This is a genomic window from Serratia grimesii, from assembly GCF_900186025.1.
Taxonomy (GTDB): Bacteria; Pseudomonadota; Gammaproteobacteria; order Enterobacterales; family Enterobacteriaceae; genus Serratia; species Serratia grimesii.
Window position 1 is genome coordinate 4,819,266 of record NZ_LT883155.1, and the last position, 13,655, is coordinate 4,832,920.

The 13,655-nt window shown below is 52.8% G+C and carries 12 protein-coding genes; 9 read left to right on the top strand and 3 right to left on the bottom strand.

Features of this window, described 5'->3' with window-relative positions; all coding sequences use genetic code 11:
• Window positions 1-21: 21 nt before the first annotated feature.
• Window positions 22-2,580 carry a peptidoglycan glycosyltransferase/peptidoglycan DD-transpeptidase MrcA gene (mrcA, locus tag SGBXF1_RS22555; protein WP_037426149.1) on the top strand — a complete coding sequence of 853 codons (2,559 nt, stop codon included), beginning with the start codon at window positions 22-24 and terminating at the stop codon, window positions 2,578-2,580.
• Window positions 2,581-2,629: 49 nt separating this feature from the next.
• On the opposite strand, the gene nudE is transcribed toward mrcA, so the two are convergent.
• Entirely contained in the window at window positions 2,630-3,184 is a 555-nt protein-coding gene (gene nudE / locus SGBXF1_RS22560) for an ADP compounds hydrolase NudE (protein WP_037426147.1), read from the bottom strand.
• A gap of 465 nt (window positions 3,185-3,649) precedes the next feature.
• Between nudE and SGBXF1_RS22565 the strand changes: the two genes are divergently transcribed.
• The 7 genes from SGBXF1_RS22565 to SGBXF1_RS22595 all read left to right on the top strand — a co-directional run bounded on the left by SGBXF1_RS22565 (window position 3,650) and on the right by SGBXF1_RS22595 (window position 10,532).
• Window positions 3,650-5,782: an intracellular growth attenuator family protein gene (locus SGBXF1_RS22565; protein ID WP_186427570.1), complete on the top strand. Its 2,133-nt coding sequence runs from the start codon at window positions 3,650-3,652 to the stop codon at window positions 5,780-5,782.
• A gap of 98 nt (window positions 5,783-5,880) precedes the next feature.
• Complete coding sequence (gene yrfG, locus SGBXF1_RS22570; RefSeq protein ID WP_130382285.1) at window positions 5,881-6,558, top strand: GMP/IMP nucleotidase; 678 nt, start codon at window positions 5,881-5,883, stop codon at window positions 6,556-6,558.
• Window positions 6,559-6,966: a ribosome-associated heat shock protein Hsp15 gene (hslR, locus tag SGBXF1_RS22575; RefSeq protein ID WP_037426613.1), complete on the top strand. Its 408-nt coding sequence runs from the start codon at window positions 6,559-6,561 to the stop codon at window positions 6,964-6,966.
• A 25-nt stretch (window positions 6,967-6,991) separates the two neighbouring features.
• Window positions 6,992-7,870 carry an Hsp33 family molecular chaperone HslO gene (gene hslO / locus SGBXF1_RS22580; protein ID WP_037426611.1) on the top strand — a complete coding sequence of 293 codons (879 nt, stop codon included), beginning with the start codon at window positions 6,992-6,994 and terminating at the stop codon, window positions 7,868-7,870.
• A gap of 196 nt (window positions 7,871-8,066) precedes the next feature.
• Window positions 8,067-9,686: a phosphoenolpyruvate carboxykinase (ATP) gene (gene pckA / locus SGBXF1_RS22585; protein WP_037426608.1), complete on the top strand. Its 1,620-nt coding sequence runs from the start codon at window positions 8,067-8,069 to the stop codon at window positions 9,684-9,686.
• A gap of 124 nt (window positions 9,687-9,810) precedes the next feature.
• Window positions 9,811-10,068 carry a FitA-like ribbon-helix-helix domain-containing protein gene (locus SGBXF1_RS22590; protein WP_186427571.1) on the top strand — a complete coding sequence of 86 codons (258 nt, stop codon included), beginning with the start codon at window positions 9,811-9,813 and terminating at the stop codon, window positions 10,066-10,068.
• Entirely contained in the window at window positions 10,065-10,532 is a 468-nt protein-coding gene (locus SGBXF1_RS22595; protein WP_037426602.1) for a type II toxin-antitoxin system VapC family toxin, read from the top strand. The genes SGBXF1_RS22590 and SGBXF1_RS22595 overlap by 4 nt, the downstream gene beginning before the upstream one ends.
• 23 nt (window positions 10,533-10,555) lie before the next feature.
• On the opposite strand, the gene envZ is transcribed toward SGBXF1_RS22595, so the two are convergent.
• Complete coding sequence (envZ, locus tag SGBXF1_RS22600) at window positions 10,556-11,926, bottom strand: two-component system sensor histidine kinase EnvZ (protein ID WP_130382291.1); 1,371 nt, start codon at window positions 11,924-11,926, stop codon at window positions 10,556-10,558.
• Window positions 11,923-12,642, bottom strand: coding sequence for an osmolarity response regulator transcription factor OmpR (ompR, locus tag SGBXF1_RS22605; protein WP_004709363.1), 720 nt, complete (start codon window positions 12,640-12,642; stop codon window positions 11,923-11,925). Before ompR ends, envZ begins: the two co-directional genes overlap by 4 nt.
• Before the next feature lie 416 nt (window positions 12,643-13,058).
• Between ompR and greB the strand changes: the two genes are divergently transcribed.
• Window positions 13,059-13,532 carry a transcription elongation factor GreB gene (gene greB / locus SGBXF1_RS22610; RefSeq protein ID WP_186427572.1) on the top strand — a complete coding sequence of 158 codons (474 nt, stop codon included), beginning with the start codon at window positions 13,059-13,061 and terminating at the stop codon, window positions 13,530-13,532.
• Window positions 13,533-13,655 lie beyond the last annotated feature (123 nt).

Genomic DNA, 13,655 nt, shown 5'->3' on the forward strand with positions numbered 1-13,655 from the left:
CATGAAAATGGGAAATCTCAGGTGAAGTTCGTAAAGTATTTACTAATCCTTGCAGTGTGTTGCATCGTGTTGGGGGCAGCCTCGATCTTTGGCTTGTACAAATATGTCGAGCCACAGTTGCCTGACGTTGCAACGCTGAAAGATGTGCGGCTGCAAATACCAATGCAGGTTTACAGCGCCGATGGCGAACTGATCGCCCAATACGGTGAAAAACGCCGTATTCCGCTGAAGCTAAACCAAATTCCGCCGGTCATGGTGCATGCGTTTATCGCCACCGAAGACAGCCGTTTCTATGAGCATCACGGCGTCGATCCTGTCGGTATCTTCCGTGCAGCCTCTATTGCGCTGGTCTCTGGCCATGCGTCACAGGGGGCGAGTACCATCACCCAACAGTTGGCGAGAAACTTCTTCTTAAGCCCGGAACGCACCCTGATGCGCAAAATCAAGGAAGCCTTCCTGGCCATTCGCATTGAACAAATGCTGAGCAAAGACGAAATTCTTGAGCTGTATCTGAACAAAATCTATCTGGGGTATCGCGCCTATGGCGTAGGTGCTGCGGCTCAGGTTTACTTCGGTAAAGACGTCAGTCAGCTCAGCTTAAGCGAAATGGCGACTATCGCCGGCCTGCCAAAAGCACCGTCAACCTTCAACCCGCTTTATTCCCACGATCGCGCCGTCGCGCGCCGCAACGTGGTGCTGTCGCGCATGCTGGATGAGCACTACATCACCCAGGCACAGTTCGATCAGGCACGCAGTGAAGAATTAGTGGCCAATTACCATGCGCCGGAAATCAGCTTCTCTGCCCCCTATCTCTCCGAGATGGTACGCCAGGAGATGATCAAGCGTTATGGCGACAACGCCTATACCGACGGCTACAAGGTCTACACCACCATCACCAAGAAATTACAGCTGGCAGCGCAAGAGTCCGTACGTAATAACGTGCTGGCGTATGACATGCGCCACGGCTACCGCGGCCCGTCCAACGTGCTGTGGAAAGTCGGTGAAGCAGCCTGGGATCAAAAGCAGATCGTCGATTCGCTGAAAAATCTGCCTAACTACGGCCCGTTATCACCTGCCGTGATCACAGCAACCAGCGCCGAAGAGGCGACGGCAATGATGGCAGACGGCAGTAATATCGCCTTGCCGATGTCTACCATGCGCTGGGCCAGACCGTACAAGTCCGATACTCAACAAGGCCCAACGCCGAAACGCGTCACCGATGTAGTGCAAGCCGGTCAACAGGTTTGGGTACGGAAGGTTGGCGAAAACTGGTGGCTGTCACAAGTGCCAGACGTGAACTCAGCGCTGATTTCAATCAACCCGAATGACGGCGCAGTAAAAGCGCTGGTCGGCGGGTTTGACTTCAACCAGAGCAAATTTAATCGTGTGACCCAAGCGCTGCGCCAGGTCGGTTCTAATATCAAACCGTTCCTGTACACCGCCGCAATGGATAAGGGCCTGACCCTAGCAACTATCCTGAATGACCTGCCGATCACCCGTTGGGATCCAGGTGCGGGTACCGACTGGCGTCCGAAGAACTCCCCACCAACCTACGATGGCCCAATTCGCCTGCGTCAGGGGTTGGGACAGTCGAAAAACGTGGTCATGGTACGTGCGATGCGTGCGATGGGTGTCGACTATGCAGCAGAATACCTGCAGCGCTTCGGGTTCCCGGCACAGAACATCGTGCATACCGAATCGCTGGCTCTGGGCTCTGCTTCATTCACCCCAATGCAGCTGGTGCGCGGTTACGCAGTATTGGCGAACGGCGGTTATCTGGTGGATCCGTATTTCATCACCAAAATTGAAGATGATAACGGCAACACCGTGTTCGAAACCAAACCACGAATTGTCTGCAGCAGCTGCAATTTGCCGGTCATTTATGGTGATACTCATCGTTCAGCCGTGCTTTCCGAAGACAACATTGAAAATGTCGCGACGTCGCAGGAAGGCAACAATGGCAACGTGCCAATGCCACAACTGGAGCAAGTCACTCCGGCTCAGGTGCAGCAAGACGGCGATCAGCAGTATGCGCCGCACGTTATCAGCACCCCGCTGGCGTTCCTGATGCATGATGCGCTGAACAGCAACATCTTCGGCGAACCCGGCTGGATGGGCACCGCCTGGCGTGCAGGTCGTGACCTGAAACGCCATGATATCGGCGGTAAAACCGGTACGACCAACAGTTCAAAAGATGCCTGGTTCTCCGGCTATGGTCCAGACACCGTTACGTCAGTCTGGATTGGCTTCGATGACCATCGGCGTGATCTGGGCCGTTCAACGGCTTCCGGCGCGATCCCGGATCAAATATCCGGCGGTGAAGGCGGTGCGAAGAGTGCACAACCGGCATGGGATGACTTTATGAAAACAGCGCTGGAAGGTATCCCAGAGCAGAAGGTCACACCACCACCGGGCATTATCAGCGTCACCATCGACAAGAGCAGCGGTAAGCTTTCAGGCGGTGGCGGCGGCAGCCGTTCCGAGTACTTTATTGAAGGAACTCAGCCGACAGACTACCCATCGCGGGATACCGGCACAACGCTGACGGATCCGGGTGGCGAGAGTCACGAGTTGTTCTAACAAAAAGGGCCAGAGAAATCTGGCCCTTTTTTTATTTGGCGATTGGCATCTAGCGTGAACCGCGTAGGAATGCCTCGGTAAGGAAAAGCGCGCAAACGTTGCGTGCCTCACGGAAATCAGGCTCCGCCAGCAGCGCCATCATGTCGGCTATTGGCCAACGCACCTGCGGTAGTGGCTCAGGCTCATCCCCTTCCAGGCTCTGCGGATAGAGATCGTGTGCCAAAACAATGTTCATTTTGCTGGAAAAGTACGACGGCGCCATGGTCAATTTACTTAGAAAATCAAAGTTTTTTGCACCAAAACCCACTTCTTCCATCAGCTCACGATTGGCCGCTTCCAGCACACCTTCACCGGGATCAATCAACCCTTTGGGGAAACCCAGTTCGTAAGACTCGGTGCCCACTGCATATTCACGGATCAGCAATAAATCGTCACCAATCACTGGCACAATCATCACGGCCTCACGTTCTGAAGGCCGCATCCGCTCGTACACCCGCCGCACACCGTTACTGAATTCCAGATCGACCGACTCAACGTTAAATAAACGCGAACGCGCGACCGTTTCCACTTTCAGAATTTTAGGTTTTTGCAGGTGTTTATCCATGATTGCCTCAAATGAGTTATCCGGCTGTACGCCACAGTACCGGGCGTGGTGATACGGATAACCAGAATAATGATTGGCGTGACGCGCAGTTCACATACGCTTAAACGCTGACCAAATCCGATCTTGATCACATTGTGCGTTAATGAGAACCTTTGCTGCAACGAGCACAAGCAGTAATTTACTTTTTTTTAACAAGCGTAGCCAGCACCCACCGACTTTCTATCCCTTTTAAGTAAAAAGAGCGCATTAAAATAAGATAATGCCGATATCGATAGAGAAACCGGGTTGCTATCATCACGCAGGTAAGACACAACGTTAAAACGAAGAGTTTTATGAAGAAATGAGATCCCGGTGGAGAATCTATTCTCCCGTTACTGTTCTAGGTGTCTCTTGGTCATTTGACTGCGTATAATGCGCCACGATTCATCAGGTTGGTGAGGTTCACGGGTACAGAATGGGGATAGCATGAGCACAATAGCGTTGATATTGGCCTTAGTGCTTGCCTGCCTGATTGCTGCCGGCCTGTATCTTTGGTTTAAGGCTCGCAATCAGCCGCTGCTGACGCGTGCCCTGCCTTTTATCAAACCCACACACCGTAAGCTGACCGGTGAAGAACGCGCCGCTGTTGAGCACTATCTCAGCCAGCAAAATAAGTTGAGCAACAAGCTGTTGCCCGGCAGCACCACATTGCCTTCTGCCAAACTGGCCCTAACGCCGCAAAGCGACAACGTCTACCCGATTACCCACGCGATTACCCGCTACGGCTTGGCCAGCGATGAACCCAATAAATGGCGCTATTATCTGGACGCCGAAGAGGTGCATCTCCCCCCGTTTTGGGAACAGTACATCAGCGCCGATAACCATGTTGAAGTGATTAAAACCCAGACACTGCCGCTGGTGATCTCTCTCAATGGGCATTCACTAAAAGATCATATTCACGATCGACCGCAGCCGCCGGTGGTGAAGGCAATACCAAGCCAAAACGCGTCGATCCGCAAGGAAGAAAGCGAGCATGTCGAGCTGGTAAATATCCGCAAGGAAACCCAGGAAGAACATGCGCTGAATCGCCCAAATGGCATCAAAGAAGCCGCCATCATTTCAGCGGCCCTGCTGTTGCTCTTCTTCAGCCTGATTAGCCCGGTCGTGGTCATCCCCTGGATGATTATCGTCGCCGTACTAATGATTGCCTGGAGCTGCTGGAACCTGTTCCGCCGGCCATCCGCGCGCGAGTTGAAAGAAGTACACTGCCTGCGGGGCACGCCCAAACGCTGGGGATTATTTGGCGAGTCCAATCAGGGGCAGATCAGCAACATCTCGCTCGGTATTATCGATCTGATTTATCCGCCGCACTGGCAGCCTTACATTACCCAGGACTTGGGTAAAACGACCGACGTGGATATCTATCTTAACCGTCAGGTATTGCGCCAGGGGCGGTTCCTTTCGCTGCATGATGAGGTCAAAAACTTCCCGCTACAGCAATGGGGAAGAAACGCTGTGCTGATGGCCAGTTCGCTCTTGGTACTGCTGCTACTGCTGACATATATCCCGCTCAGCCTGCCGCTCAAACTAAGTATGGCCTGGTTACAGGGTGCACAAAAAATTGAAGTGACTACCGTACAAGCACTGGAAGGTGCAACATTGCGGATCGGTGACACCTTGAAAGCTCAGGGCAACGGCATGTGTTATGTGCCGCCGTTGGTCAGTGGCACTCGTGCCACCAACTTTATGCCTTTCGACTGTTCAGGTATTTACTGGAACAATGCCGCGCCATTGCCACAGCCTGAGTCGGAAGTCATCGATAAGGCCTCTGCATTACTGGCAACGGTCAATACCCAACTACACCCTGACGGTACAGAACAAAAGCTCAACCCACAGTTGGCCAGCGCCATTGAAAAATCCGGCATGATCCTGCTGGATGACTTTTCCGATATCGTGTTGAAAACGCAAGACCTGTGCCAAACGGACAATGACTGTATCCGGCTGAAGAACGCACTGGTGAATCTGGGCAACGTTAAAAACTGGACCACTCTGGTGAAACGCGCCAAATCTGGTGCTCTGCAAGGCGTGAACGTACTGCTGCGTCCAGTAAGTGCCGAGTCATTGGAAAGCCTGACCAAGGTTGCCGCATCGTCGTTTGTGTACAACGAAACACGACAAGCCGCTGCTGCACTCAACAGCCCACCACCCGGCGGTTTCTTGATCAGCAGCGATGAAGGTAAACAGTTGGTGAATCACCCGCAGCCGGCTGTGCCGCTAAACGAATACAATGCACTTGACCAATGGAATGAGTTGCAACGCCTGTCCAGTATGCTGCTGCACACGCCGTTTGAAGCTCAGGGCATCATTACCAATATCAGCGTTGATGCCAACGGCACACGCCACATTGCGTTACACAGTGAGCCGGATATCATCACTCTCTGGCGTTATCTCGGCACCAGTCTGCTACTGCTCGCGGTCGCCGTCATTCTGGGTTACAACACCTGGCGGCTCATACAGCGTCGTCGCATCAATCAACACAGAATCGCCGATATCCAGCGCTACTACGAAAGTTGCTTTAACCCGCAACTCTCCCCGATGTCATTGCGGCCAATGCCCTAAGCCACATTTGCCGGCCTGCGCCCTGTCATCTGCTTATGCTACGCTAACGCTATTATCCTGATCCTGCGGACCGCTGACGGTCCGCCTATGGAGTTTTCATGGTTCCCGAGTTTGACTGGCGTGAGATTGATACCGTACTGCTGGATATGGACGGTACCCTGCTCGATCTGGAGTTCGACAGCCACTTTTGGCTTAGTCTGGTGCCAAAAGCACTGAGCGAGCAGCGGGCTATTCCCTTCGATGAAGCGCGTAAAATTATTCATCAGGAATATCTGGCTGTACAGCACACCATGAACTGGTACTGCTTCGATTACTGGAGCGAACGGCTGGACATGGATATTTACCGTATGACCAGCGAGGTAGGTAACCGTGCTCGTCTGCGTGAAGATACCGAGCCGTTTTTACAGGCATTACGTGCGGCGGGTCATCAGACAATTTTGCTGACTAACGCCCATCCACATAGCCTGGCGGTAAAAATTGAGCATACCGGTTTAGATCGACACCTTGATTTATTACTTTCTACCCACACATTTGGTTATCCGAAAGAAGATCAGCGTTTGTGGCAGGCAGTACAGCAACACACCGGTTTTGATCCGCAGCGTACGCTGTTTGTCGACGACGGTGAACCTATCTTGGATGCCGCCCGTACCTTCGGTATTCGCTACTGCCTGGGCGTACAAAACCCGGACTCCAGCATGGCGGAGAAAACCTTCCAGCACTACCCGTCAATGCGCGATTACCGCCTGTTGATTCCGGCGCTGGCCAAGGGGGAGTGAATGAAAGGTAAAGAAACACGTGACGACGCCGTCCGGCTGGACAAATGGCTTTGGGCGGCACGTTTCTATAAGACCCGCGCGCTGGCACGGGACATGATCGATGGCGGCAAGGTGCACTATAACGGACAGCGCGGGAAGCCAAGCAAGATTGTTGAGCTCAACGCCGAGATTAAGTTGCGCCAAGGTAACGAAGAACGCACGGTGATTGTACTGGCGTTGACCAGCCAGCGGCGTGGCGCCGACGAGGCGCAGCAAATGTATCAGGAAACTGAGACCAGCATCGCCAACCGAGAAAAAGTGGCGCTCGCACGCAAGATGAATGCGTTGACCATGCCGCATCCGGACCGACGTCCAGACAAGAAAGAGCGGCGTGACCTGATTAAATTTAAATTTGGTGAGCAGGAATAAACCCTCACCGCAATGAGAGAAAACTATGTCTAACCATGACCAATTGCACCGTTACCTGTTTGAAAACTACGCGGTGCGCGGTGAGCTGGTTACCGTCAGCGAAACCTATCAGCAGGTCCTGAATAACCATGACTACCCGGCACCGGTAAAAAAACTGCTGGGTGAACTGCTGGTCGCTACCAGCCTGTTGACCGCCACCTTGAAGTTTGACGGCGACATCACTGTGCAATTGCAGGGTGATGGTCCGCTGAAACTGGCGGTGATTAACGGCAATAACCGTCAGGAAATGCGCGGTGTAGCACGTGTACAAAGCGACATCGCTGATGACAGCACATTGCATCAGATGATCGGTAATGGCGTTATGGTGATCACCATCGCACCCACCGAAGGTGAACGCTATCAGGGCGTAGTGGCACTGGAAGGTGAAACACTGGCTGAATGCCTCGAAGCTTACTTCCGTCAGTCAGAACAGCTGCCAACCCGTCTGTTCATCCGTACTGGTGAGTCCGAAGGCCAACCGGCCGCAGCCGGCATGTTGTTGCAAGTGTTGCCAGCGCAGGACGGCAATGCCGATGATTTCGATCATCTGGTGCAACTGACCAACACGGTTAAAAGCGAAGAGCTGTTCGGCCTGCCAGCCAACGAAGTGCTGTATCGCCTGTACCATCAGGAAGAAGTCACCCTGTATGAACCGCAAGACGTTGTCTTCCGTTGCACCTGTTCACGCCAGCGTTGTGCTGATGCACTGATTACGCTGCCGGCGGAAGAAGTCGCTCAAATGCTGGAGCAAGATGGCAATATTGATATGCACTGCGATTATTGCGGCAATCACTATGTCTTCGACGCCATGGACGTGGCAGCTCTGTACACCGGTAACACCGGTGAAAGCGACAAGTTGCACTAAGTAGCACCTTGTGTCGGCAGGCGCACCCAGCGCCTGCCTGCTTACTTCGTTTGCACGTTTGCTTTTTTCCGTGTGCTATCTCTCAGAACGTAACGAAAAACCGACTAAAACGTTAAATATTTGATACCTATCGCGGTTACTCGCTGCTGAATCCCTACAATTGGCGCCAGAAATTCTGTGACCAAGGAGTAGTGACATGCGTGTTAAAGGTATAACCCCTCAAGATCTGGCCGCTTATGGGATTCATAACGTTGGCGAAATCGTTCACAACCCAAGTTATGACTTGCTGTTTAAGGAAGAAACAGACCCATCTCTGGAAGGTTTTGAGCGTGGGGTCGTAACCAAGCTGGGTGCTGTATCCGTCGACACCGGTATTTTTACCGGCCGTTCCCCGAAAGATAAGTACATCGTCCGTGACGACATCACCCGCGACACCGTCTGGTGGGCCGATCAGGGTAAAGGTAAAAACGATAATAAACCCCTTAGCCCGGAAATTTGGGCAGACCTGAAACAACTGGTCACCACGCAACTCTCCGGCAAACGCCTGTTTGTGATGGATACCTTCTGCGGTGCCAATGCTGACTCCCGTCTGAAAGTCCGCTTTATTACCGAGGTCGCCTGGCAGGCACACTTCGTTAAAAACATGTTCATCCGTCCGACCGACGAAGAACTGCAGGATTTCGAGCCAGACTTCGTTGTCATGAACGGCGCCAAATGCACTAACCCGAACTGGCAGCAACAGGGCCTGAACTCGGAAAACTTTGTCGCCTTCAACCTGACCGAACGCATGCAACTGATTGGCGGTACCTGGTACGGCGGCGAAATGAAAAAGGGTATGTTCTCCATCATGAACTACCTGTTGCCACTGAAAGGCATTGCCTCCATGCACTGCTCGGCCAACGTGGGCGAGAAAGGCGACGTGGCGGTATTCTTCGGCCTGTCCGGCACCGGCAAAACCACCCTGTCCACCGATCCGAAACGCCAACTGATTGGCGATGACGAACACGGCTGGGATGACGACGGTGTGTTTAACTTCGAAGGCGGCTGCTACGCTAAAACCATCAAGCTGTCTGAAGAAGCCGAACCGGATATCTATCACGCCATCAAACGCGATGCGCTACTGGAAAACGTTGTTGTTCTGGCTGACGGCACAATAGATTTCAATGATGGTTCGAAAACCGAGAACACCCGTGTTTCCTACCCGATCTATCACATCCAGAATATCGTAAAACCGGTTTCCAAAGCGGGTCACGCCACCAAGGTGATCTTCCTGACCGCAGACGCTTTCGGTGTACTGCCTCCGGTCTCTCGCCTGACCGCTAACCAGACCCAGTACCACTTCCTGTCTGGCTTTACCGCCAAACTGGCCGGTACCGAGCGCGGCGTGACAGAGCCTACCCCAACCTTCTCCGCCTGCTTCGGCGCAGCCTTCCTGTCGCTGCACCCAACGCAGTACGCTGAAGTGCTGGTGAAACGCATGCAAGCTGCCGGCGCACAGGCCTATCTGGTGAACACCGGCTGGAACGGCACCGGCAAACGCATCTCGATCAAGGATACCCGCGGCATTATCGACGCGATCCTCAGCGGTGAAATCGATAAGGCGGAAACCATTACTCTGCCTATCTTCGATCTGGCGATGCCAACCTCACTGCCGGGTGTTAACCCGGATATCCTGGATCCACGCGCCACTTATGCCAGCCTTGAGCAATGGCAAGAGAAGGCACAGGATCTGGCCGAGCGTTTTGTCACCAACTTTGACAAATACACCGATACCCCGGCAGGTGCCGCGTTGGTCAGCGCTGGTCCAAAACTGTAATACCCCTTTTTACAGCTTCTGCTAAGGCGTGGATTCCACGCCTTTTTTTGTTTTTATTGGTTGTTATTCAATCAACGCAAAGGGATAATAAGCATTGCAATCATTGATAGCAAAGGAGGTTTCAATGGCTACCATAACCGTCAGGAATCTGGACGACGAAGTAAAAGAGTTGCTGCGCGTCTCGGCGGCAAGAAATGGCCATTCCATGGAGGAGGAAGCTCGTATGATTTTGAAACAAGCCTTAGTGAAAAAAACGCCACGCTATGGTTTAGGTACTCGCATACATCAACACTTTGCCGCGTTGGGCGGCGTTGAACTAGACATCCCACCGCGAGATAAAACACCAGCGCGCATTGTCACCTTTGATGACGACCAGGCATGATTATTCTCGATACCAATGTAGTTTCAGAGTTACTGCGCCCGACACCGCATTACCATGTTTTAAGGTGGCTGGATCAACAAGATACGTATCAATTCTATCTGAGCACTGTCGTGGTAGCGGAGCTATATACTGGCATAACCTGCATGCCCCATGGCAAAAAGCGGTTTGAGTTACAGTCCAATCTCAGCGTAATGCTGCAGGAGGAGTTTCTGGACAGGGTTTTACCCTTTGACACTGGCTGCGCTCTACAGCATGCGGAGTTAATGGGTGCCAACCTCGGCGTCAGTTTCCCAGACACCCAGATCGCCGCCACCTGTCTGCATTACGGTGCTGCCCTGGCCACACGTAATACTCAAGCCTTTATCCATTGCGGGATTGAACTAATCGACCCTTGGCAAGCCAGCACCGGTCGGCGTTTGCATGAAGAAGCGGCGGAATATTACGTCATGAGCAGAAAACCCTGACAGGGCAGCTTCACTGTCAGGGATTAGGCGTTGTCTTTTGCTGTTTGATGCCCGTTGGACGACTCTTTTTTCTCCATCGGTAACGGAATATACGCCCTGATCAACAACCCGCCACGTTCGCTGGTACCAATTTCCAACGCGCCATGGTGGCCATCTATAATGCGCTGAACGATAGCTAAGCCCAAGCCCGTGCCACTAGTACTGCGTGCGCTGTCACCCCGGACAAAGGGCTGCAGCAGATGTTTCAACTCTTCTGGTTTAATACCTGGGCCGTCGTCTTCCACCTGGAACCAACCGCGCTGCAATTCACGACCACTGCTAACTTTGATCCAGCCGTTGCCATAACGCGCCGCATTCACCACCATATTGACTGCCGCACGCTTGATCGACAACGGATGCACATTCATCATCAGCTCACCCGGTGCCATGGCGGTTTCGATAACCCGCTCATAACCACTCTCGGCCGCAACCACTTCGCCCAGAATACTATTCAGATCGCTGATTTCCGTTTGCATCTCTTGGCCGGTACGCAGGTAATCAATAAACTGCTCAATGATGGCATTACATTCTTCAATGTCTTTATTGATCGACTCCGCCAGGTAACCATCTTCGGCGCTCATCATCTCGGTAGCCAGACGAATGCGCGTCAGCGGCGTACGCAAATCGTGGCTGACGCCGGCCATCAACAACGTGCGGTCATCCGCCAGTTGCTTAACGCCCGATGCCATTTGATTAAAGGCTCGCGTGACCGATCGTACTTCTGATGCGCCATACTCGCGTAACGGTGGTGGGATAATCCCCTTACCGACCTGCAAAGCAGCATGCTCAAGTTCGACCAAAGGACGGTTCTGAATGCGTATAAACAGCCAAGCGCCACCTATCGCTAACAGCATGATCGCCAAGGTATAACGGAACAGCGGCGAGAAATCGCCCTGGTGAATTTCAGTCAGTGGGACACGCACCCAAATATCCGGCTGCAACCAAGTCTTCAGCCACACTACCGGCGAGTTCTTGTTCACTTCCACACGAACGTCGGTCGGCCCCCCCAGTTGCTGTGCCATTTGCTGGCTGAGGAATTGATAGTGCTGCGCCCAGCGCAGACCGCTCTCCTCCGCCGCCGAGTTGGTGTAGAGAGAAATTCCCAGTTCGCGATAAATCTCGCGACGGAACGCCGGTGGCACCTCCAGCAAGGTCCCATCCTCCAGCTGCAGCTTATCGGTCATCAGCATACGAACTTCGTAGGCCAATACCTTGTTGAACTGCTGCAGACTGGGCAGGATGGCAAAGTTCAGCACCACCAGATAGGTCGTCACCAAGCTGACGAACAGCAAGGTGACGATCAATAGCAGGGTACGGGCAAACGAGCTACGCGGTGAAAAGCGCAATCGCCTCATGCCTTGCTGCCGTCCGGGACGAAGACGTAGCCAAGACCCCAAACGGTCTGGATATAACGTGGATGCGCAGGATCTTCCTCAACCATGCGGCGCAGACGAGAAATCTGCACGTCGATGGAGCGTTCCATTGCACTGTATTCACGACCACGAGCCAGGTTCATCAGCTTGTCGCGTGAAAGCGGTTCGCGCGGGTGGCTTACCAGCGCTTTTAACACGGCGAATTCACCGCTGGTCAACGGCATAGGCTCGTCTTCGCGGAACATTTCGCGGGTACCCAGGTTCAGTTTGAATTTACCAAAGGCAATCACCGCCTCTTCTTGTGAAGGGGCGCCCGGCAGTTCATTGGCCTGACGGCGTAAAACCGCACGGATACGGGCCAGCAGTTCACGCGGGTTGAACGGTTTTGGGATGTAATCGTCGGCACCAATTTCCAGACCGACGATACGGTCGACTTCTTCACCTTTGGCGGTCACCATAATGATCGGCATAGGGTTGCTTTGGCTGCGCAGACGACGGCAGATGGAAAGACCATCTTCGCCAGGCAACATAAGGTCCAACACCATCAGGTGGAAGGATTCACGTGTCAGCAAGCGATCCATTTGCTCAGCGTTGGCGACGCTGCGAACCTGAAAACCCTGCTCGGTTAAATAACGCTCTAAAAGCGCACGCAGGCGCATGTCATCATCGACGACCAGAATCTTATGATTCTCTTGCATTGTATTACTCCCAAAGGCTTTATTGCCTGACGTGAATATTGTTAAAAAACCCTGTCATTTCGGACAGCATTTAATGGTATATATTCTAGACGAAATTGTTACAAAGCTTATTCTTTTGCCCATTTATCAACAATTTTCATCAAAATGCCCGCGAAGGTTCGCCAAAATCCCGATGCTCATTGGTTAAATTTAGGATCACTGTATCTTCGCCCAACGGACACGCCCGGTGTCTGATTCGCAGTGTAACTCAGCCAGCGCGATAAGAAACGCGAGCGCCAGCAATTTTGCACACTGCTAATTATTGAACTCACATTTCTTTATGCAACGGCAACCTACAGCCCAGCGTGAGTTTGTGCGACACTCTGCTAACGCAATGACTCTCTTCCCTTTGATATGCTCATGAAGGCGGAAAAACGATGAGAACGCAGCTGATAACCCGTGAAGGTTATGACAAGCTAAAACAGGAACTGGACTTTCTCTGGCGTGAAGAGCGGCCCGAAGTCACCAAAAAAGTGACCTGGGCGGCCAGCCTCGGCGACAGAAGTGAAAACGCCGATTATCAGTACAACAAGAAACGGCTGCGGGAAATCGATCGCCGGGTGCGCTACCTGACCAAATGCCTCGAGCAATTGAAAATTGTCGATTACTCGCCGCAGCAAGAAGGTAAAGTGTTCTTTGGCGCTTGGGTTGAGGTGGAAAACGAGGGCGGTGACATTAAACGCTTTCGCATCGTTGGCTATGACGAGATTTTTGGCCGCCGCGACTACATTTCCATCGACTCACCGATGGCCCGTGCCTTATTGAAAAAAGAAGTGGGTGACGCCACCACCGTCAACACCCCTGTGGGTGATGCATTGTGGTATGTGAATGAGATTGAGTACGTTAAATAAGATTTCAGTTTTTTCCGAGCGGCCGTCCACCGCCGCAGCACAGGCCGCTTTGCGCGTCATGACTGCCGAGAGACGGCCCGCTTCACTGGCATTTTCCCCGATCAATCCGTATAACTGTCCCCC

What these genes read in the sequence shown, in the direction of transcription:
- nudE (WP_037426147.1), bottom strand. Translation starts at nt 3,184, where the DNA reads ATGGATAAACACCTGCAAAAACCTAAAATTCTGAAAGTGGAAACGGTC.
- SGBXF1_RS22565 (WP_186427570.1), top strand. Translation starts at nt 3,650, where the DNA reads ATGAGCACAATAGCGTTGATATTGGCCTTAGTGCTTGCCTGCCTGATT.
- yrfG (WP_130382285.1), top strand. Translation starts at nt 5,881, where the DNA reads ATGGTTCCCGAGTTTGACTGGCGTGAGATTGATACCGTACTGCTGGAT.
- hslR (WP_037426613.1), top strand. Translation starts at nt 6,559, where the DNA reads ATGAAAGGTAAAGAAACACGTGACGACGCCGTCCGGCTGGACAAATGG.
- hslO (WP_037426611.1), top strand. Translation starts at nt 6,992, where the DNA reads ATGTCTAACCATGACCAATTGCACCGTTACCTGTTTGAAAACTACGCG.
- pckA (WP_037426608.1), top strand. Translation starts at nt 8,067, where the DNA reads ATGCGTGTTAAAGGTATAACCCCTCAAGATCTGGCCGCTTATGGGATT.
- SGBXF1_RS22590 (WP_186427571.1), top strand. Translation starts at nt 9,811, where the DNA reads ATGGCTACCATAACCGTCAGGAATCTGGACGACGAAGTAAAAGAGTTG.
- SGBXF1_RS22595 (WP_037426602.1), top strand. Translation starts at nt 10,065, where the DNA reads ATGATTATTCTCGATACCAATGTAGTTTCAGAGTTACTGCGCCCGACA.
- envZ (WP_130382291.1), bottom strand. Translation starts at nt 11,926, where the DNA reads ATGAGGCGATTGCGCTTTTCACCGCGTAGCTCGTTTGCCCGTACCCTG.
- ompR (WP_004709363.1), bottom strand. Translation starts at nt 12,642, where the DNA reads ATGCAAGAGAATCATAAGATTCTGGTCGTCGATGATGACATGCGCCTG.
- greB (WP_186427572.1), top strand. Translation starts at nt 13,059, where the DNA reads ATGAGAACGCAGCTGATAACCCGTGAAGGTTATGACAAGCTAAAACAG.